The organism is Devosia sp. (assembly GCF_017307495.1).
Taxonomy (GTDB): domain Bacteria; phylum Pseudomonadota; class Alphaproteobacteria; order Rhizobiales; family Devosiaceae; genus Devosia_A.
Map to the genome: position 1 here is coordinate 28495 of NZ_JAFKHE010000013.1, position 19838 is coordinate 48332.

Here is a 19838-nt window from a genome sequence, read left to right on the forward strand (position 1 = left end):
TCTATGCGGGACCAGTTCCTATGCGAGGCCAGGTGTCGGACAGCCGGTAGCCACCCGGCCAGGGGTCGGTGGGATCGAGCATTTCGGTACGGCTGCCGGTGATCCAGGCGCGACCCGAGATCGAGGGGATGATGGCGGGCCTGCCGCCCAGCCTGGTGTCGGCCTCGATGCGGCCGAGAAACTCCGAACCGATGATCGAGCGGGCCAGATAGCGGTCGCCGACCTGCATCTGACCCTTGGCCCGCAGCACCGCCATGCGCGCCGATGCACCGGTGCCGGTGGGCGAGCGGTCGATCTTGCCGGGCTGGATGGCGACGGCATTGGCCGCGGTCAGCATGCCGTCGCGGCGCTCGATCGGCGCGGCGATCTGGCAGAACGAGAAATGCGTCCAGTCCGGATTGGTCGGATGGGCGAAACCGAGCTGCTCGTTGGCCGCACGGGTGATGCGGATGCCGGTCTCGGCGAGCTCGCGTGCCTCGTCCGGCGCGATCCTGAACCCGAGCGCCTGCGCATCGGCGATCACGAAGCTGTCGCCGCCATAGGCGGTGTCGACGGTGAGCGTGCCGACGCCCTCGACCTCGAGGGTGGCGTCCAGCCTGTCGGCGAAGCTCGGCACGTTGGTGACCGTGATCCGCTCCGCCTTGCCGTCGCGGCAGTGCGCGACGACCTCGACGATGCCTCCCGGCGCCTCGAGCACCAGCCGCGTCTCCGGCTCGGTCATCGGCACGATGCCGGTATCGAGCAGCACGGTGGCGACGCAGATCGAGTTCGACCCCGACATCGGCGGCGTATCCTCGGGCTCCATGATGATGAAGCCCATCTGCGCCCGCTTGTCCTTGGGCGGCACCAGCAGGTTGACGTGGCGGAACACGCCGCCGCGCGGCTCGTTCAGGACGAAGTTGCGCAACGTCTGGTCGCGGGCGATGAAGCGGGACTGCTCCCACAGCGTCTCCCCCGGCGGCGGGGCGACGCCGCCGACGATCACGTCGCCCACCTCGCCTTCGGCGTGGCAGCCCACGATCTGTATGGCGCGCGAGCTTCTCACTGGATGACCTGTACCGCCTGGCCGAGCACGTCCCATTTCGGCGTGACGCCGAGGCCGGGCGCGTCGCTGGCGCTCATGAAGCCGTTCTCGCGCCGGGGCGCGCCATCGGCGATCGATACGGTGACGTACGAGTTGAAGTCGGTGGCGGTGAAGCAGAACCTCTGCGGCGTCGAGCGGGCGAGGTGCGCGATGGTGGCGGTGACGATGTCGCCGCCCCAGGTGTCCTCGATGGTCATCGGGACACCCGACGCCACGCACAAGTCCCGCATCTGGCGCGCCTTGGTGAGGCCACCGACCTTGCTGATCTTCAGGTTGATCACGTCGAACGCGTCCTCGGCGATGCCCTGCACCAGGTCGCCGACGGTGCCGATATTCTCGTCGAGCACAAAGGGCAGGGAAGTGCGGCGGCGGATCGAGACGCTTTCCGCGTAGGTCATGCACGGCTGCTCGATATAGACGTCGAGATCGCCGACGGCGTTCACCACGCGCGCCGCATCAGCCATGGTCCAGCCGGTATTGGCGTCGGCGACGAGGATGTCGGTATCTTCGAGGATTTCGCGGCAGGCGCGGATGCGTCGGATATCGTCATTGGGGTCGCCGCCGACCTTGAGCTGGAACTTCGTGTAGCCCTCGGCCCGGTAGCCGGCGATCTTCTGCGCCATGACGGCCGAGTCTTCCTGGCTGATGGCGCGATAGAGCGCGATGCGATCCTGCTCGGCGCCGCCCAGCAGCTTGTAGACCGGCAGCCCGGCCACCTTGCCCAGGATGTCCCAGCAGGCGATGTCGATCGGCGCCTTGACGTAAGGGTGGCCACGCAGCACGGCGTCCATGTGGTGGTTGAGCGGCCACAGGTCGGTGGGATCGAAGCCGATCAGCTTGGGCCCGATCTCGGCGATGCCGGCCCGCACGCCCTTGGCGTAGGAGGGCAGGTAGGCCGATCCGAGCGGGCAGCATTCGGCATAGCCGGTGATGCCGGCGTCGGTCTCGACCGCGACCACGGTCGAGTCGAACACTTCCATGAAGTTGCCGCCGGACCAGTTGTAGCGACCCTCACGGAGGGGCAGGTCGACCTGATAGACCTTGATGGCCGTGATCTTCATCTGGGCTCGTCCTTGTCCAATTGGGCTTGCTGCCAGAGCTCGGTGAGCGACTGGCCCTTCCTGCCCCAGTTGTCCGTGTCGATCTCGTCGATCACCACGAAGATGTATTCGGGGTTGCGCCCCAGTTCCTTGACCAGGACGTCGGTCATGCCGCGGATGACGGCGCGCTTCTGCTCGACCGAGGCAATGCCTTTGGCGATCTCAACCCTGACGTAGGGCATGGCAGACCTCCATCAAACCAGTGAGAAGCCGTGGGCGAAGGGGTCGCGGTCGTCGATGTAGATGGTGTTGAGACCGGTCTGGCGGGCCCAGCCGGCGATCGAGGGCACTATGCCGTCATAGTTGCCGACCTTCACCGCGCGCTCGACACGGCCGTTGAACACCGAGCCGATGATCGACTCGTGGTTGAAGGCATCGCCGACCTTGAGCTTGCCGCGACCGTACCACTGCGCCATGCGCGCCGAAGTGCCGGTGCCGCACGGCGAGCGGTCGATCGCCTTGTCGCCGTAGAACACGGCGTTGCGGGCGGTATTCCCGGCCTTCGTCGGCTTGCCGGTCCACAGGATGTGGGTGCAGCCGCGGATGTTGTGGTTCTCCGGATGCACGAACTCGTAACGCTCGTTCATCGCCGTGCGCAGCGCCGGGCTCCAGCGCAGCAGGTCGCCCACGCTCACGTCGGCGATGTCGGTGAAGTTCTCCTGGGCGTCGACGATGCAGTAGAAGTTGCCGCCATAGGCAACGTCGACCCTGAGCTTGCCCAGCCCCGGCGCATCGATCTCGAGATCGGTGGAGTGGAGGAAGCTCGGCACGTTGGTGAGCCGGACATTGTCCACGTACTCGCCGTCCATCGTGTACTCGGCCACCACCTTGCCGGCGGGCACGTCGAGATTCACCACGCCCGGCGTCTTCGGGGTCATCAGCCCGTTCTCGATCGCCATGGTCACGGTGCCGATGGTGCCGTGGCCGCACATGTACAGGCAGCCCGAGGTCTCGATGAACAGGATCGCGATGTCGCAGTCCTCGCGCGTCGGCGGATAGAGGATCGAGCCGCTCATCACGTCGTGGCCGCGCGGCTCGAACATCAGGCCCTTGCGGATCCAGTCATGGTTGGCGAGGAAATCGGCGCGCCGCTCCATCATGGTGCTGCCCTTCAGCAGCGGGCCGCCGCCGGCGACGAGGCGGACGGGATTGCCGCAGGTGTGGCCGTCGATGCAGGTGAAGATATGCCGGGACATGGGGGAGGGTCGTTCCTAGAAGCGTTGCGGCGAGAAAGGGGTGAGGTCGAGCGAAGACGGGGCTCCGCTGAGCAGTTCGGTGACCAGTTTGCCGGTGGCGGCCGCCTGGGTCAGTCCGAGGTGGCCATGCCCGAAAGCATAGACGATGCGGCGCGAGCGGCGCGAGAAGCCGATGGCCGGCAGGCTGTCGGGCAGCGATGGCCGGAAGCCCATCCATTGCTTGCCGCCGGTGGTGACGAGCCCGGGCATGAACATCGCCGCCTTCTTCAACATGGCGTCTGCACGCCTGAAGTTCGGCGCCAGCTTCAGGCCGCCGAGCTCCACGGCGCCGCCGATGCGGATGCCGCTTTCGAGCGGGGTGACGACGAAGCCGTGGCCGCCGAAGACGAGCTGGCGCTTCAGGTCGAAGCTGTAGCCGGGCAGGGTGGTGTTGTAGCCGCGCTCGGTTTCGAGCGGGATATCGTCGCCGAGCGGCGCGGTCAGGTGCTTCGACCAGGCCCCGCCGGCCACGACGACCTGCCGGGCGCGCAGGGCCGTGCCATCGGTGAGCTCGATGCTGACGCCATCGTCCAGCGGGCGCAACTGCGCGACGTCGGCCTGCCGGAAGCTGGCCCCTCGCGCCTGTGCCGCCCTGCCGACCGCGACCGCGAAGTCGTAGGGGTCGCTGACGGTCTGCCATTTCGGGATGAAGGTGGCGCAGACGATCCGCGGGGACAGACCCGGCTGCAACTCGGCCAGCTCGGCGCCGCGCACATGTCGGAACTCGATGCCCTCGGCGGCCTTGGCGGCGTCATCGCGCGCCGTGTGGCGCAGTTCCTCTTCGCTCTCGTGCAACTCCAGCACGCCGTCGCGGCGGATCATCGCCTCGAGCCCGGCACTGGCGATCAGCGCCTCCGCCTCGCTGCGGGCGAGGCGCATCATGGCGCTTTGCGCCTTGAGGCTCGCCGCCACCCGGTCGGGCCAGCCCGCGCGCCAGAAGCGCATCATCCAGGGCGTGATCTGCGCCAGGTATTCGGGCCGGATGGTGAGCGGCCCGAGGGGGTCGCTTAGCCATCGCGGCAGCTTGCGCAGCACCCCTGAGGTCGCCAGCGGGATCACGTCGGAGAAGGCGAAGGCCCCGGCATTGCCGCGGCTCGTCTCCTCGGCGATTCCCTTGCGGTCGATCAGCACGGCCGTCCGGCCGGCTTCCTGCAACTTGAAGGCGGTAGAAACGCCGACGATGCCGGCGCCGACGATGGCGACGTCGATGGTAGTCAATTCGGCCAATTCAGGCTGCCTTTGCAAACGTCGGGCGGGTCGCCAGCGCGTGGTTGACGATGTCCTCGATCTTCTTGCGCTCCTCGCCGACCAGCGGCAGGCGCGGCGGGCGCACCCATTCCTTGCCTTCGCCGGTCATGTGGTTGACCAGCTTGATGTACTGCACGAGCTTGACCGCCACGTCGAGGTGCAGCAGCGGCATGAACCAGCGATACAGCGCCAGCGCTTCCTCGGTACGGCCTGCCTTGGCCAGGCGGAACATCTCGACGCTCTCGCGCGGGAAGGAGTTGGTGAGCCCCGAAACCCAGCCGACGGCGCCGAACAGCACGTTCTCGAGCATCAGGTCGTCGACGCCGCAGACGATCTCGAAGCGGTCGCCGAGCAGGTTGATCATGTCGGTGATGCGGCGGCTGTCGTGGCTCGATTCCTTGACCGCGACGATGTTCTTTTCCTCCGCCAGCGCCGCGAACGACTCCGGCAGCAGGTCGAGCTTGTAGGCCGGGCGGTTGTTGTAGATCATGATCGGCAGGTCGGTATTGCGGGCGAACGTGCGGAAGTGGTGTTCGCCCTCGCGCGCGTCCTGCTGGTAGACCATGGTCGGCAGCGCCATGAGGCCATCGGCGCCGGCTGCCGCAAGGCGCCTGGCGGTGGCAATGGCAAGGTCCGTCGTGTACTCGGCCACGCCGGCAATGATCGGGGCGCGACCGTTCACGGTCTGCACCGCGTTGCGCACCACGGTTTCCTTCTCCTCCAGCGATAGCGAGGAGTTCTCGCCCAGCGTGCCGAGCATGACGAAGCCGTTCACGCCGGCGGCGAGGCAGCTCTCGATATGGCGCGACGTCGCTTCGTGGTCGAGCGCGCCGTCCTGCTTCATTTCGGTCATCAGGGCGGGGATCACGCCGCGAAAGATTGAGGTCATTTTCGTAAGTCCTGTGATTGGGGGACGGGGGATCAGCTGCCGAGGTAGGCCTGAACGATCGAGGGATCGGCGCTGAGTTGCGACGCTTCACCCTCGAGGCGGATGACGCCGCTTTCGAGGACGTAGCCGTAGTGGGCGAGCCTGAGCGCCAGCCGCGCATTCTGCTCGACGAGCAGGATCGTCGTGCCGGCCTCGTTGAGCCGCTTCACGATCCTCATCGTCTCGAGCACGAGCTTGGGCGCAAGCCCCATCGAGGGCTCGTCGAGCAGCACGATCTTGGGACCGTGCATGAGGGCGCGTCCGATCGCGAGCATCTGCTGTTCGCCGCCCGAGAGCAGCGACCCGTCGGAATTGGCGCGCGTCTTGAGGATCGGAAACTGGGCGAAGACCTGATCGAGTCGCTCCTTGCGCAGCGCAGCATCCTTCACCGTGAAGGCGCCGAGCTCGAGGTTCTCGCGCACGCTCAGGCCGCGCAGCACGTGGCGACCCTCGGGCACGTGTACCACCCCGGCCCGGGCAATCTCGTGCGCCGCCATCGCCGTGATGTCCTGGCCCTCGAACAGCACGCGACCCGCCTTGGCGCGCACGAGGCCCGAAATGGTCTTGAGCGTCGTCGTCTTGCCCGCGCCGTTGGCGCCGAGCAGGGTCACGATCTGCCCGCGCTTCACCTCGAGGTCGATGCCCTTGACCGCATCGATCTTGCCATAGGCGCTGGCGATGCCCTCGAGCTTGAGGATCAAATCAGAGGTCAAGCGCATCCTCCTCGACACCGAGATAGGCCTCGATCACCTTCTGGTTGGACTGGATCTCCCTGGGCGTGCCCTCGGCGATCATGACGCCGTGGTCGAGGACGCTGATCCGTTCCGAGATGCGCATCACGAGGCTGGTGTCGTGCTCGATCAGCAGCACGGCAATGCCGCGCTCGTCGCGAATGCGGCCGATCAGCCCGATCAGCTCTTCCTTTTCGCCGGAGGTGAGACCTGCCGCCGGCTCGTCGAGCAGCAGCAGCTTGGGCTGCGTGGCGAGGGCCCGCGCGATCTCGACGCGCCGCTGCCAGCCGTAGGGCAGGGTGGTCGCCTCGCGGTCCCAGCCCTCGGTGATGCCGACGAAGCGCAGGCACGCCTCCGCGAAGTCCCGCGTCGCCGCCTCCTCGCGGCGCTGGGCCGGCAGCCGCAGGATCGCGTCGATGACCCCGGCCCCGGTGCGGCAGTGCTGCCCGGCCATGACGTTCTCGCGCACGCTCATCTCGCGGAACAGCCGTACGTTCTGGAACGTGCGGGCGATGCCGAGACGCGTCACCTGGTGCGGCTTCATCCTGAGCGTCTCGGTGCCGTCGAGGCGAACCGAGCCCTGCTGCGGCTTGTAGAAGCCGGTGATGCAGTTGAACAGCGACGTCTTGCCCGCTCCGTTCGGCCCGATCAGGCTGACGATGGCGCCTGCCGGCACGCTGAAATCGACCGCGTCGAGAACCCGCGATCCGGCAAAGCTGAGGCTGACGCCCTTGAGTTCGAGAAGGCTCATCGCTTGCTCCTCACCGGCCAGATGCCGCTCGGGCGGAACAGCATGATCAGCAGCAGGCCCACGGCGAAGATCAGCAGCCTGAGGTCACCGAAGTCGCGCAGCAGCTCGGGGGCGAGAATGACGATGAAGGCACCGAGGATGACGCCCGGGATCTTGCCCATGCCGCCCAGGATCACGGCCATCAGGATCAGCACCGACTGGCGGAACGAGAAGCTCTCCGGCGAGATTGCCCCGAGATTGGCGGCAAAGAAGGCGCCGCCGATCGAGCCGTAGATGGCGCCGACGATATAGGCGGCAAGCTTGACCCGCACCCGGTCGATGCCCATCGCCTCGGCCGCATCCTCGTCGTGCCGGACGTAGAGCCAGGCGCGGCCCAGACGGGAGTTGGCGAGCCGCACGGAGGCGATGACGCCAAGGATCACGAGCACGCAGAACACGTAGTAGAAGTCGAGCGGCGTGCGGATGTGCCAGCCGAACAGCCATGGCGAGTCGATGCCGATCAGGCCGCTGGCGCCGCCCGTCTCGCGCAGGTTGCGCGCCGTGATGCGGACGATCTCGCCGAAGCCGAGCGTCACGATGGCGAGGTAGTCCGACCTGAGGCGCAGGGTCGGCGCCCCGATCACGACGCCGGCGATGATCGCGATCAGCACCGCAAGCGGCAAGGCCAGCCAGAAGTTGAGCCCGAAATGCAGCGTCGAGATGCCCACCGTGTAGGCCCCGACCGCGAAGAAGGCGGCAAAGCCGAGGTCGAGCAGCCCGGCATAGCCGACGACGACGTTGAGCCCCAGCGCCAGCAGCACGTAGAGCAGCGCGTTGGTGAGGATCACCGTGCCGTAGCTGCCGAACACGAAGGGCGCCGCGGCCATTGCGACGAGGATCACGGCGATCGCCGTCCACCGCTTGGCGGGCGTGTCGAGGATCGCGCCAAGACCGCCCCAGGGACTCGGTCGTTCGGGGAACTGCGCCATCACATGCGCTCCTGCTCGGGCTTGCCCAGCAGGCCCGTCGGCTTGAACACGAGGACGAGGATCAGCACCGAGAACGAGAACACGTCCTTCCATTCGCTGCCCACGCCCGGCAGTTGCGTGCCGAAGCTTTCGAGCAGGCCGAGGATCAGGCCGCCCAGCATGGCGCCCGGGATCGAGCCGATGCCGCCGATCACCGCTGCGGTGAATGCCTTCAGGCCGATCAGGAAGCCCATGAAGTACCACAGCGAGCCGTAATACGCGCCGGCCATCGTGCCGGCGGCGGCGGCCAGCGCCGAGCCGAGGAAGAACGTGACGGCGATCACCGCGTTGACGTTGATGCCCATCAGCCGGCTCATGTCCTTGTCGACCGCGATGGCCCGCATGGCGCGGCCATATTGCGTGCGCGAGACGAACAGCTCGAGCCCCAGCATCAGCGCGCCGGCGACGCCGACCAGCACCATCTGGTTGTAGCTGATGAAGAGGCTGCCCAGCCGGACGCCCCCGAAGCCGAGGGCCGCGCCGAACGGTACGTACTGCCCCTTGGTCAGGGTGAGCATGCCGTTCTGCAGCACGAGCGAAACGGCGAGCGCGGTGATGAGGATGGAGAGGCGCGGCGCCGACAGCATCGGCGCGTAGGCGACGCGCTCGATGACCACGCCGAGGAAGCCGACGGCGATCATCGCCAGCACCATCGACACCGCGACGCCGAACCAGCCGGGGCCGAGGTAGGGGGCGAGGAAGGACAGCAGCAGGAAGCCGGCAAAGCCGCCGACCATGTAGAGCTCGCCATGGGCGAAGTTCAGCAGCTTCACCACGCCGAACACCATGGTGTAGCCCAGCGCCACCAGCGCATAGAACGAGCCCAGCACGATGCCGTTCAGCAGTTGGTTCGTGAAGATGTCGAAGATGGTCACCGGCTCGCCTGCCTTTCAGCCAATCTCGCTGGATGGATCGGCGCCGGAGCGCCGATCCTGACTGCATCGGGCGATTACTGGGCCAGCGTCCAGGCGCCGCCCTTGCCCTGCAGCACCACGAAGTTGGAGCGGGCCAGGGTCTTTTCGGGCGTGAACGAGATCGGGCCCGAGATCGTGTCGGTGAAGTTGGCGCCCTGCAGCGTCTCGATCACCTTGGCCGAGTCGGTCGTGCCGGCCGTGTTGATGGCCCAGGCGAGCAGCTTCATCGCGTCGTAGCTGAGCGTCGAATAGGGCCCGGGCGCTGCGCCGAACTGCTTCTGGTAGGCGTCGGCAAAGGCCTTGGCCTGGGGCAGGAACTCGGCGGTCGGGTTGGAGAAGGCGATCACGCCCTCGGCCGCAGGACCGGCGATCTTGAACAGCTCGGGCGAGTTGGACCCGTCACCCACCGCGATCAGGCCCTGGTAGCCGCGCTCGCGCAGCTGCCGGATCAACAGGCCGCCATCGGCATAGTAGGCGGTCCAGAACACGGCATCGGGGTTGGCCGAGGTAATGGCCGTCACGACCGCGGAATAGTCCTGCTCGCCCTTGTTGGTGACCTCGAAGTTGGTGACCTTGTTGCCGGCCGCTTCCCAGTTCTTCTTGGTGAGGTCGGCGAGGTCCTGCGAGTAGGCGTCGCCCTGGTTGATGATGGCGATCGACTTGATGCCCTTGCCGTTGAAGTACTCGATCGCCTTGGCCACCTGGTCGTTGCCGGTGGAGTTGATCATGAAGGCGTTGCCCGGATTCTCCGGGATCAGCTTGGTCGAGTTCGCCGCCGGAATGATCAGCGGGATCTTGGCGTCGCCATAGATCTTGAGGGTCGGGATCGTCGCGCCGGAGCAATAGCCGCCGACCACGCCGACGACGCCGGACGCCGCCAGCTTGCTCGCCGCGTTCACCGCCAGCTGCGCATCGCAGCCGTCATCGCCGACGGTGGAGGTCAACTGCTTGCCCAGCACGCCGCCGGCAGCATTGATCTCGCCGATAGCGAGGTTCACGGCATTCGCCATGTCCTGGCCGTAGGTGGCTTCCGATCCGGTGGTCGGCACCATGATGCCGATAGTCAACTTGTCCTGCGCGATTGCAGGCATGCCAAGCACGATGGCGAGGGCAAGCCCTGCCGCGGTCTTCATGACATTACGCATGGTGGTTCTGTCTCCCTGTTGACAGACGCATGGCTGCAATACTGCATGCATCTTGTCGACAAGGATGACTCCGCATTAACATCCGGTCAATCCCCACTGCCGGGGTCGGAAGACGTTCGACACATGACCGCCAAACCCAGCCTGATGACGCCAGGCGAACGGCCTGCCGCGACCCGTGTTCGGGGCTCGGGCGTGCAGACTGTCTACGACGCGCTGAAGCAGGCCATCGTCGAGCTCACCCTCGAGCCCGGCGCGCCGCTCGACGAGGTGACGCTGGCCGAACGCTTCGACATGTCCCGGACGCCGGTGCGCGAGGCGCTGGTGCGGCTGGCCGCCGAAGGCCTGGTGACGCAGCTCCCCAACCGCAACACCATTGTCGCGCCCATCGATTTCGGCCAGCTGCCGGTCTATTTCGAGGCACTCACCCTGATGTATCGCGTCACCACGCGGCTCGCGGCAGGGGGGCGCACCGAGCGCCAGCTCGAGACCATGCGGGGCATCCAGGCGCTCTATGCCGAGGCTGTCGAGCGCGACGACGTGCCGGGGATGATCGGTCACAACCGCGATTTCCATGCCGCCATCGCCGAAGCCGGGGGCAACCCCTATTTCACCGGCCTCTTCACCCGCATGCTCGACGAGGGGCGGCGCATCCTCAGGCTGTACTACTACAAGAGCTTCAACGACCATCTGCCGCGCAAGTACGTCAACGAGCACGATGCGATCGTCGCCGCGATCGAGGCGCAGGACGCCGAGCTCTGCGACCGCCTCGCGGCCGAGCATGCCGACCAGATCGTCCGGCAGATCCAGCGCTACATCGCCACCAACCGCATCCGCGACCTGTCCCTCAAGACCTGGCCGTGACGCCCCCGCGGCGGCGTGGAAGGAGCGCGCAAGCGGCGACGGCCGCCCACCGCTGCCGCCCCCGTGAACGGGGGAGACGTGAGGTACGTGAACGGTGTATGCACCATCCTCGCGTCTATCGGACCCGGGGACCGGGCCGGACTGAGGAGGAGGACACCCCATGCAGCCCGTCGGCATCGGCATCATCGGCACCGGCAACATCTCGGATGCCTATCTCAAGGCGGCCGCGCAATTTCCCGTCATCCGCATTGTCGCCTGCGCCGACATCAACATGGATGCCGCCCGCGCCAAGGGCGCGACCTACGGCATCGAGGCCGTCACCGTCGATGAGCTGCTCGCCGACCCGCGCATCGGCATCGTCCTCAACCTCACCACGCCGCAGCACCACGTGCCGGTCGGGCTGAAGGCCATTGCCGCGGGCAAGCATGTCTATTCCGAAAAACCGCTCGCCGTCGCATTCGCGGACGGGTTGCGCCTCGTCGAGGCGGCGGCAAAGGCAGGCCTGCGCGTCGGCTGCGCCCCCGACACCTTTCTCGGCGGTTCGCACCAGACCGCCCGCAAGGCCATCGACGCCGGTGCCATCGGCACCCCGCTCGCCGGTACCGCCTTCATGATGGTCCCCGGCCACGAGCTCTGGCACCCCAATCCGGACTTCTACTACAAGGCCGGCGGCGGCCCGATGTTCGACATGGGGCCGTACTATCTCACCTGCCTCGTCAACCTGCTCGGCCCGGTCAGGAGCGTGACCGGCGCCGCCAAGGCCTCCTACGACACCCGCACCATCGGCTCGGGCCCCCGCGCCGGCGAGAGCTTCGCCGTCGAGGTGCCCACCCATATCTCGGCGCTGCTGCAGTTCCACGACGGCGCTGCCGTTACCATCACCACCAGCTTCGACGTCTGGAAGCACGCCCACGGCCACATCGAGATCTATGGCAGCGCCGGCTCGATGCTGGTGCCCGATCCCAATCGCTTCGACGGCGCCGTGCAGGTCTCCGACAGGAAGGGCGACTGGACCGAGGTGCCCCAGACCCATCTCTATGGCGACGGCAACTACCGCATCCTCGGTCTCGCCGACATGGCCGAGGCCATTCTCGACAACCGGCCGCACCGCGCCAGCCATGAGCTCAGCCTGCACGTGCTCGAGATCATGGAGGCCATCCTGCGGTCTGCCGAGAGCGGCAGCCGGATCGAGCTCACCCATCCTGCCGGCCGTCCCGCCCCCATGCGCGACGACCTGCCGTTCGGCCAGCTCTGACCGCCAGGTGGGGCAGGCTGGTCAAGCCGCGTGCCGCGGGCCGGGGACATGCGCGGCTCGCTGTGCTGGGATCGTCTGTCACTCAATGTCCGCGCGGCCTGCGGTTCCGCGCGAAGCTTTCAGTCGGGCCAATACATCGCTAACCAGTTCGGCGCAAAGCATCGTCCACCTCCCGATCACATTTCCCATTCTGTTAACTTGGCGCTGCTTGGATGCGTTCAGGAGCAGAAGCTCCCGGGGGATTGATGTGCACGTTCTGATGATCGACGACTCCAGGTCGAGCTTGGCGTTCCTCCGCCATGTCGTCGGGGCGCTCGACGACATCGAGATCGTCACTTGCCTGCGTCCCTCGCTCGGCCTTGCCGCTGCCGCGATGACGCAGTTCGACCTGGTGCTGGTCGATCACGTGATGCCGGAAATGGACGGCGTCGAAGTCACCCGCCGGCTGCGCGCCGAGGAACCCTATCGCCTCGTGCCGATCGTCATGGTGACCTCCGACAACTCCCCCGCCTTGCGGGTGCGGGCCATCGCCGCCGGCGCCACCGACTTCGTCAACAAGCCCTTCGATACGACCGAACTGCAGGCGCGCGTCACCAACCTGCTGGCGCTGCGCCAGGCCCAGATCGAACTCGCCGATCGCGCTGCCTGGTTGGCGCGCGAGGTCGAGATGGCGACCCGCCACCTGGTGGCTCGCGAGGAAGAGATCATCTGGCGCCTCGCCCGCGCCATCGAGTACCGGGATGGCGACACCGGCGGTCATGTGTCGCGCGTCGCCCAGGTCTCCTCGCTCATTGCCGAGGCCCTGGGGCTGAGTCCCGAGTGCTGCCGGCTGATCTACCTCGCCGCGCCGCTGCACGACATCGGCAAGATCGGCATCGCCGACGCCATCCTGGGCAAGCCCGGCAAGCTCTCGCCGGACGAGATGGCCGTCATGCGCCAGCACGTCACCATCGGCGCCCGCATCCTCGAGAACGGGTCCTCGGAATTGGTGCGTACCGCCGAACTCATCACCCAGAGCCACCACGAGCGCTGGGACGGCACCGGCTATCCCGATCGCCTGTCCGGCGCCGACATCCCCCTCGAGGCTCGCATCGTCGCCATCGCCGACGTGTTCGACGCGCTCTGCTCGGAGCGTCCGTACAAGAAGGCCTGGCCCGTAGCCGAGGCCTATCGGGAGATCCTCTCGCTCTCCGGCACGCATTTCGACCCGGCCTGTGTCGCCGCGTTCGAGAGCAGGTGGCCCCGGATCCAGGCGCTGCTCGCCGAGCCCGCTGACCCGGTTCGCCTGGCCGGCTGAGTTCGCTTCAGTCCTGCGCAGTCACCGCAGCGCGTTCCCCGCGCTCTCATCCGCCCACACGGCATTTGCCATTTGTGGTCAAGTAATGCGGATGCGATCAGAGTCATCGGCCGGTGTCAGTAACTCGCGGGCGATTGCGCATGAATCACGCCAGAGTCGAGTGGGGATCTCAATAGATTCAGGGATACCGGAAATCTGCCGAACAATACTTTCAACAATTGCATGAGATAGCGTCAATCAAATATCGCGCGTCAGTAATGCAGATTTAACTTATCTGGCCGAGCATCGGTGACGTTGGGGGGCGACGGCAAGTCCATTTGGACATGTGGCTGTCACCGGGCAGCGTGGCGCAATCGCCAGGCCGTCCGCATGGTCGCGTGCGCACCCCGAGTAATTGTATCGCAGAAGCATACTCAATCGGGGCAGAATAAACCCTATGACCGCAAATTATCCGCGCCCGCTCGCCTTGAGCGGCGAGCTTTCATTGCGCTCGATTTCCGGGCTCCACACCCAACTCATTGAAGCGATCGACGGCCACGAGGCCGTCTTCATCGGCACCGAGGCGGTCGACAGCATCGACATCGCCGCGCTGCAGCTGCTGGTCTCGGCGACGAAGACCGCCGCAGCCCGCGGCCGGCAGGTCAGCCTCGCTGCGCCCGACGGCGGACCGGTGGCGCGCGCCCTGGTGGCGGCGGGCCTGTTCACGCCCGCCGGCGTTCCCAAGGTCGCATCCCTTTCCTGCTGGACCATCACCCGCGAGGCAGCATGACCAAGACGATCCTGACCATCGACGATTCCGCCTCCATCCGGCAGATGGTGGCGATGACGCTCAAGGGGGCCGGGCTCAGCGTGCTCGAGGCCGGCAACGGGCTCGAGGGGTACAACAAGGCGACCACCGAGACGGTCCACGCCGTCGTCACCGACCTCAACATGCCGGTGATGAACGGTCTGGAGTTCCTCAGGAAGTTCCGCCAGCACCCCGCCGGCAAAGGCATCCCGGTCATCCTCCTGACCACCGAGTCCGACGAGGAACTCAAGCGCCAGGCCCGGGAGTCCGGCGCCACCGGCTGGATCGTCAAGCCCTTCAAGCAGGACCAGCTGCTGAGCGTGATCAGAAAGGTGACTGGCGCATGAACTCCGATCCCGCCGAGACCTTCCGCCAGGAAGCGCGCGAACTGCTCGAACAGCTGGAGCAGGGTCTGCTCGATCTCGAGCACGATCCCGCCGATGCCGACCTCGTCAACGCTGTGTTCCGCGCCCTGCATACCATCAAGGGTTCGGGCGCGATGTTCGGTTTCACCGATGTCGCAGCCTTCGTGCACGAGTTCGAGACCGCCTTCGACAAGGTGCGCAAGGGCCTGTCGCCGATCACTCCGGCGCTTGTCGCCGTGGCCCTCGACGCCAAGGACCACATCCATGCCCTGATCGAGGCGCCCGAGGCCGTCGGCGCGGCCGGCGAGCCGATCCTGGCGGCACTGCGCCGGATCGTCGAGGGCAGCGACAGCTTCCCTGCCGCGCCCATGACCGGGGCGCCGCCCGCCGCCGATACGCCGCTTGAGCCGACCGGTCGCTGGCGCGTCCGCTTCACCCTGCCCGGCGACGCGCTGGTGCACGGCACCAATCCGCTGCTGCTGCTCGGCGAGATCGCCGACCTGGGGCCGGCCGAGGTCACCGCGCTGCTCGACGACGTGCCGACGCTCGACGTCATCGACCCCGAGGCCTGCCACCTCGGCTGGCAGGTCGATATCGACCATGCCGATCCCACCGCCGCCCTCGACGACGTGTTCCTGTTCCTCAAGGACGGCATGGAGCTTTCGATCGCGCCGTTGGCCGTCGCCGGCGACCCCGGGCTGGATCCGGCCGCGGAAACCATCCTCGACATCCTCGCCGAGGCGACCGAGGCCCCCGACGGGCCGGAGGCCGCTGTCGCCGGCGAGGCGGTGCCGGTGGCCAAGGCCGCCGGTGCGCCGAAGGAGCAGAGGGAGCCAAGGCCCGAGGCGGCAGCCTCGACCTCGCTGCGCGTTCCGGCCGAGCGCCTCGACGAGCTGATGGACCGGGTCGGCGAGCTGGTCATCGCCCAGGCCCGCCTGTCGCAGCTCGCGACGCAGAGTTCCGACATAAACCTCAAGACAGTGGCCGAGGAACTCGAGCGCCTCAGCTCCGGCCTGCGCGATACCACGATGGGCATCCGCATGGTGCCGATCGGCTCGATCTTCTCGCGCTTCCGCCGGCTCGTGCACGACCTGAGCCGCGAGCTCGACAAGGACATCGAGTTCATCACCACCGGCGAGGAGACCGAGCTCGACAAGACCATGATCGAGCGCCTCGCCGATCCCCTCGTGCATCTGATCCGCAACTCCGTGGACCATGGGCTCGAGAACGCCGAGGCCCGGATAAGGGCCGGCAAGCCGGTCAAGGGAACTGTGCGCCTCTCCGCCGTCTATGCCGGCGCCGAGGTCGCGATCTCGGTCACCGACGACGGTGCCGGGCTCAATGCCGAACGTATCCGCCGCAGGGCCGAGGAGCAGGGCCTGATCGCCCCCGAGGCTCGCCTCGCCGACCAGGACCTCTACCAGCTGATCTTTGCCCCAGGCTTCTCGACCGCCAGGGAAGTGACGTCGTTGTCGGGTCGCGGCGTCGGCATGGACGTGGTCAAGCGCACCATCGACGGGCTGCGCGGCAAGATCGAGCTCTCGACCCGGCCGGGCCAGGGCACCACGCTGACCCTGCGCCTGCCGCTCACTCTCGCCATCGTCGAGGGCATGCTGGTCCGTGTCGGCGATGGGCGCTACTCGATCCCGCTCTCGGCGGTCGAGGAATGCGTCGAGCTGCCGGCCGAGGTCGCGACCCATTCGCGTGGCCGCAACTTCCTCGATATCCGGGGTACGCTGGTTCCGTTCCTGCGCTTGCGGGACCTGTTCAACACACCCGGCGAGCCCGATAGCCACCAGAAGGTGGTTATCATCTCCTCCGGCGAGGCCCGGGTTGGTCTCGTCGTCGATCAGATCATCGGCAACAACCAGACCGTCATCAAGCAGCTGAGCAAGCTGCACGCGGGGCTCGAGACCTTCTCGGGCGCCACCATCCTCGGCGATGGCGCCGTGGCGCTTATCCTCGATACCTCCCGCCTCGTCTCGTTCGGGCAGGCGCATGAGGAGAGGTTCCGTGCCGAGGCCGGGAGGGCCGCCGCATGAGCGCGTTCACCGAACCCATGCGCGCCCTCACCCTGCGCCTCGACGACGAGCTCTTCGCCATCAGGGCGGAGAGCGTGCGCGAGATCCTCGATCTCGTGCCGGTCACCGACGTGCCCAATGCCAGCCCGTTCGCGGCCGGCCTGATCAACGTGCGCGGCCGCGTCGTGCCGCTCGCCAACCTCAAGGTCGCCTTCGGCATGCCGGAGCAGGCAGCCGACCAGGATACCCGCATCGTTGTCATCGAGACTGAAATCGAAGGCGAGCCGAGCATTGTCGGCATCCTCGCCGACAAGGTCTACGACGTCACCGACATCGAGCCGACCGCCATCGAGGACGCTCCGCGCGTCGGCATGCGCTGGCGACCCGACTACGTCCGCGGCATCGGCAAGCGCCGCGGCGAGTTCATCATCATCCCGGACATGCAACGGATTTTCGAGATCGAGGGCCGCACGAGCGGCTCGCATAATGCAGCTGAAGAAAGGCCCGCATCGTGAGACTGACTATCAAGGCAAAGTTGGCGGCGACGTTTGGCGTCGTCGTGGCCATGTCGGCCGGCGGGATGTTTGTTGCGCTGCAGAACCTTGGAGCGATGAACGACTCGTTCAACAGCACCATCAACGGCAACGTGAAGCGCATCGAACTGGTCACCGGCATGCGGCAACAGTCGCTGCTGGTTGCCGGCAACGAGAAGAGCCTGGTGATGGCCGACAATGAAGCCGACCTCAACAAGCACGCCGAAGCGATCACTGCCGGCAACGCCAAGATCAAGGCGCTCGAGGACGAGCTGCGCGCCATCACCGACGAGGAGGGGGCCAAGCGCCTCGATACCTTCACGGCGGCCTGGGATGCCTACGAGGCGATCGACGCCAGGATTGTCGAGTATGCGATGCTGAACTCGTCGGTGCGAGCGAGGACACTGGCACAGGGCGATGCCGCCGCTGCGTTCGACGCCATGTTCGCCCCCTTGCTGCAGATCACCGACGCGATCAACGCCAATTCCCTGGCGGGCAGCACCGAGCTGCGGACCTTCGCCAACGTCGCCGAGGTCGAGGATGACCTGAACACCATCAACGCCCATGCGCTCGACGTGCTGTTGAGCTTCGACGACCCGGCCCGCCAGGATCAGATGTCGGCCGCGGTCGACAAGCAGCTCTCCGAGGTTCAGGGTGACATCGAGCGCATCGGGGGCATGATCCAGCCAGAATTCGCCCAGCACTGGCAGGACTTTGCGCTCGGCTTCGGCAAGTGGACCGACCTCGTCAATCAGTACCGCCAGATCTCCATCGAGAATGGCGACGATCACGCCAGCGTGCTGCTCGGCGGTGAAGGCGCCCAGGCGCTCGACGCCGCCATCGCTGCGCTCGGCGCGCTGGTCGACGACGAGACCGCCGACATGGCCAACTCGGTGGCCGCCAACGACGGTCTGTTCGGCTTCGCCCGGGTGCTGCTGCTCAGCCTGCTCGTCGGCTCGATCATCATCGCCGCTCTCGCCGCGCTGTGGATCATCGTCTCGATCTCCAGGTCGCTCGGCGCCGCCCTCGGCCTCGCCAACGCGGTTGCCGCTGGCGACCTCAGCGCCGAAGCCAAGGTCAAATCGAACGACGAAATCAAGGACGTCATCGACGCCCTCAACCTGATGGCGCGCAAGCTCCGCGAGGTCGTCGCCGAGGTGACCGCTGCAGCCCGCCATGTTGCCTCCGGCAGCCAGGAGCTGTCGGCGACCGCCGAGCAGCTGAGCCAGGGCGCCACCGAGCAGGCCTCCTCGACCGAGGAAGCGTCGGCTTCGATGGAAGAGATGGCCGCGACCATCAAGCAGTCGGCGGACAACGCCAACCAGACCGAGAAGATCGCCCGCCAGTCGGCCGCCGATGCCATCGCCTCTGGCGAGGCGGTGAACGATGCCGTCGTCGCCATGCAGACGATCGCCGAAAAGATCATGGTGGTGCAGGAGATCGCCCGCCAGACCGACCTGCTCGCCCTCAACGCCGCGGTGGAAGCGGCGCGTGCCGGCGAGCATGGCCGCGGTTTCGCCGTGGTCGCCTCCGAGGTGAGGAAGCTGGCCGAGCGAAGCCAGGCCGCCGCCGCCGAGATTTCGACGCTCTCCGACACCACCGTGAAGACGGCCCGCTCGGCCGGCGAAATGCTCACCCGCCTGGTGCCCGACATCCAGCGGACCGCCGAGCTGGTCGAGGAGATCACCGCCGGGGCACGCGAGCAGAATGCCGGCGCGGCCCAGATCAACACCGCCATCCAGCAGCTCGACAAGGTGACCCAGCAGAACACCTCGGCGGCCGAGGAGATGTCGGCGACCTCCGAGGAGCTGGCCAGCCAGGCCGGGCAGCTGCAGAACGCCATCAGCTACTTCCGCATCGATGCCGCCCGCGGCGAGGTCGCGGCCGCCGCGGCTCCGGCGCAGCGCCGGCCCTCGCCCAAGGCGGCGCGGCTGCGCAGCGAGATCATGGCCAAGGCACCGCACATGGCGCGCGCCCGGCCGGCTGCCGGCAGCGGCGGCTTCGACCTCGATATCGACGATGCCGGCGACGAGCTCGACGGCGACTTCACCCGCCGTGGCGCAGCCTGAGGAGGCATGACATGACTGAACGGGCGCAGTTCGTGACGCTGGGGGTCGACGGCGAAATCTTCGCCGCCCCGGTGGAGAAGGTACAGGAAATCCTGGAGATGCGGCCGGTTGCGCGCCTGCCGCAGGCTCCCGCCAACCTGCTCGGCATGACCGACGTGCGCGGCGAGGGCATCCCGGTGCTCGATCTCAGGCTGACCCTCGGCTTGCCCGAGGCCGAGGACACCGAGAACACCCGCATCGTCGTGCTCAACGTCAACGGCGACAGCGCGCCGATGACGCTGGGCCTGAGGACCGATCGCGTCTTCGAGGTCACCGTGCTCGATGCCGACGAGCTCGACCCGCCGCCTTCGGTCTCTGGCGACTGGCGCGTCCGCGCCGTCGCCGGCATCGGCCGTCGCAATGGCCGGTTCGTCACCGTCCTCGACCTCGACCGCCTGCTTGGCGGCGTTGCCGAAGCGGCTTGAGCCACATGAGGCTGCCCACCGGACACGCCCCTGTCCGCGGCGT

The 19838-nt window shown here is 67.1% G+C and carries 20 protein-coding genes; 9 read left to right on the top strand and 11 right to left on the bottom strand.

Annotation, left to right across the window (positions count from 1 at the left end; genetic code table 11):
• Position 1: 1 nt before the first annotated feature.
• The 11 genes from J0I99_RS03490 to J0I99_RS03540 form a co-directional block, all read right to left on the bottom strand.
• Complete coding sequence (locus J0I99_RS03490; protein WP_291395870.1) at positions 2-1045, bottom strand: proline racemase family protein; 1044 nt, start codon at positions 1043-1045, stop codon at positions 2-4.
• Positions 1042-2145 carry a cis-3-hydroxy-L-proline dehydratase gene (locus J0I99_RS03495; protein ID WP_291395873.1) on the bottom strand — a complete coding sequence of 368 codons (1104 nt, stop codon included), beginning with the start codon at positions 2143-2145 and terminating at the stop codon, positions 1042-1044. Before J0I99_RS03495 ends, J0I99_RS03490 begins: the two co-directional genes overlap by 4 nt.
• A complete protein-coding gene (locus tag J0I99_RS03500) occupies positions 2142-2366 on the bottom strand; it encodes a 4-oxalocrotonate tautomerase family protein (protein ID WP_291393583.1) in 225 nt (74 codons plus the stop codon). Before J0I99_RS03500 ends, J0I99_RS03495 begins: the two co-directional genes overlap by 4 nt.
• A 12-nt stretch (positions 2367-2378) precedes the next feature.
• Positions 2379-3380 carry a 4-hydroxyproline epimerase gene (locus J0I99_RS03505; protein ID WP_291395875.1) on the bottom strand — a complete coding sequence of 334 codons (1002 nt, stop codon included), beginning with the start codon at positions 3378-3380 and terminating at the stop codon, positions 2379-2381.
• Positions 3381-3395: 15 nt separating this feature from the next.
• Positions 3396-4646: an FAD-binding oxidoreductase gene (locus J0I99_RS03510; RefSeq protein WP_291395877.1), complete on the bottom strand. Its 1251-nt coding sequence runs from the start codon at positions 4644-4646 to the stop codon at positions 3396-3398.
• Between the two features lies 1 nt (position 4647).
• Entirely contained in the window at positions 4648-5556 is a 909-nt protein-coding gene (locus J0I99_RS03515) for a dihydrodipicolinate synthase family protein (protein WP_291395879.1), read from the bottom strand.
• Positions 5557-5588: 32 nt separating this feature from the next.
• Positions 5589-6293, bottom strand: a complete 705-nt coding sequence (locus J0I99_RS03520) for an ABC transporter ATP-binding protein (protein WP_363278494.1) — start codon at positions 6291-6293, stop codon at positions 5589-5591.
• 4 nt (positions 6294-6297) lie between these two features.
• Positions 6298-7077 carry an ABC transporter ATP-binding protein gene (locus tag J0I99_RS03525; protein ID WP_291395881.1) on the bottom strand — a complete coding sequence of 260 codons (780 nt, stop codon included), beginning with the start codon at positions 7075-7077 and terminating at the stop codon, positions 6298-6300.
• Positions 7074-8045, bottom strand: a complete 972-nt coding sequence (locus J0I99_RS03530) for a branched-chain amino acid ABC transporter permease (RefSeq protein WP_291395883.1) — start codon at positions 8043-8045, stop codon at positions 7074-7076. Before J0I99_RS03530 ends, J0I99_RS03525 begins: the two co-directional genes overlap by 4 nt.
• Complete coding sequence (locus J0I99_RS03535) at positions 8045-8959, bottom strand: branched-chain amino acid ABC transporter permease (protein ID WP_291390447.1); 915 nt, start codon at positions 8957-8959, stop codon at positions 8045-8047. Before J0I99_RS03535 ends, J0I99_RS03530 begins: the two co-directional genes overlap by 1 nt.
• Before the next feature lie 74 nt (positions 8960-9033).
• Positions 9034-10143, bottom strand: coding sequence for a branched-chain amino acid ABC transporter substrate-binding protein (locus tag J0I99_RS03540; protein WP_291390449.1), 1110 nt, complete (start codon positions 10141-10143; stop codon positions 9034-9036).
• 123 nt (positions 10144-10266) lie between these two features.
• On the opposite strand from J0I99_RS03540, the gene J0I99_RS03545 reads away from it, so the two are divergent.
• The 9 genes from J0I99_RS03545 to J0I99_RS03585 all read left to right on the top strand — a co-directional run bounded on the left by J0I99_RS03545 (position 10267) and on the right by J0I99_RS03585 (position 19795).
• On the top strand, positions 10267-11004 hold the full coding sequence (locus tag J0I99_RS03545) for a GntR family transcriptional regulator (protein ID WP_291390450.1): 738 nt from the start codon (positions 10267-10269) through the stop codon (positions 11002-11004).
• 160 nt (positions 11005-11164) lie between these two features.
• Positions 11165-12259: a Gfo/Idh/MocA family oxidoreductase gene (locus J0I99_RS03550; RefSeq protein ID WP_291395885.1), complete on the top strand. Its 1095-nt coding sequence runs from the start codon at positions 11165-11167 to the stop codon at positions 12257-12259.
• A gap of 259 nt (positions 12260-12518) precedes the next feature.
• Positions 12519-13556: an HD domain-containing phosphohydrolase gene (locus J0I99_RS03555; RefSeq protein ID WP_291395887.1), complete on the top strand. Its 1038-nt coding sequence runs from the start codon at positions 12519-12521 to the stop codon at positions 13554-13556.
• A gap of 436 nt (positions 13557-13992) precedes the next feature.
• Positions 13993-14325, top strand: coding sequence for an STAS domain-containing protein (locus J0I99_RS03560; protein WP_291390454.1), 333 nt, complete (start codon positions 13993-13995; stop codon positions 14323-14325).
• Positions 14322-14690 carry a response regulator gene (locus J0I99_RS03565; protein ID WP_291390455.1) on the top strand — a complete coding sequence of 123 codons (369 nt, stop codon included), beginning with the start codon at positions 14322-14324 and terminating at the stop codon, positions 14688-14690. Before J0I99_RS03560 ends, J0I99_RS03565 begins: the two co-directional genes overlap by 4 nt.
• Positions 14687-16750: a chemotaxis protein CheA gene (locus tag J0I99_RS03570; RefSeq protein WP_291395889.1), complete on the top strand. Its 2064-nt coding sequence runs from the start codon at positions 14687-14689 to the stop codon at positions 16748-16750. Before J0I99_RS03565 ends, J0I99_RS03570 begins: the two co-directional genes overlap by 4 nt.
• Positions 16747-17244: a chemotaxis protein CheW gene (locus J0I99_RS03575; protein WP_291395892.1), complete on the top strand. Its 498-nt coding sequence runs from the start codon at positions 16747-16749 to the stop codon at positions 17242-17244. The genes J0I99_RS03570 and J0I99_RS03575 overlap by 4 nt, the downstream gene beginning before the upstream one ends.
• Complete coding sequence (locus tag J0I99_RS03580) at positions 17241-19331, top strand: methyl-accepting chemotaxis protein (protein WP_291395896.1); 2091 nt, start codon at positions 17241-17243, stop codon at positions 19329-19331. The genes J0I99_RS03575 and J0I99_RS03580 overlap by 4 nt, the downstream gene beginning before the upstream one ends.
• Before the next feature lie 11 nt (positions 19332-19342).
• Entirely contained in the window at positions 19343-19795 is a 453-nt protein-coding gene (locus J0I99_RS03585; RefSeq protein ID WP_291395899.1) for a chemotaxis protein CheW, read from the top strand.
• Positions 19796-19838: the final 43 nt, after the last annotated feature.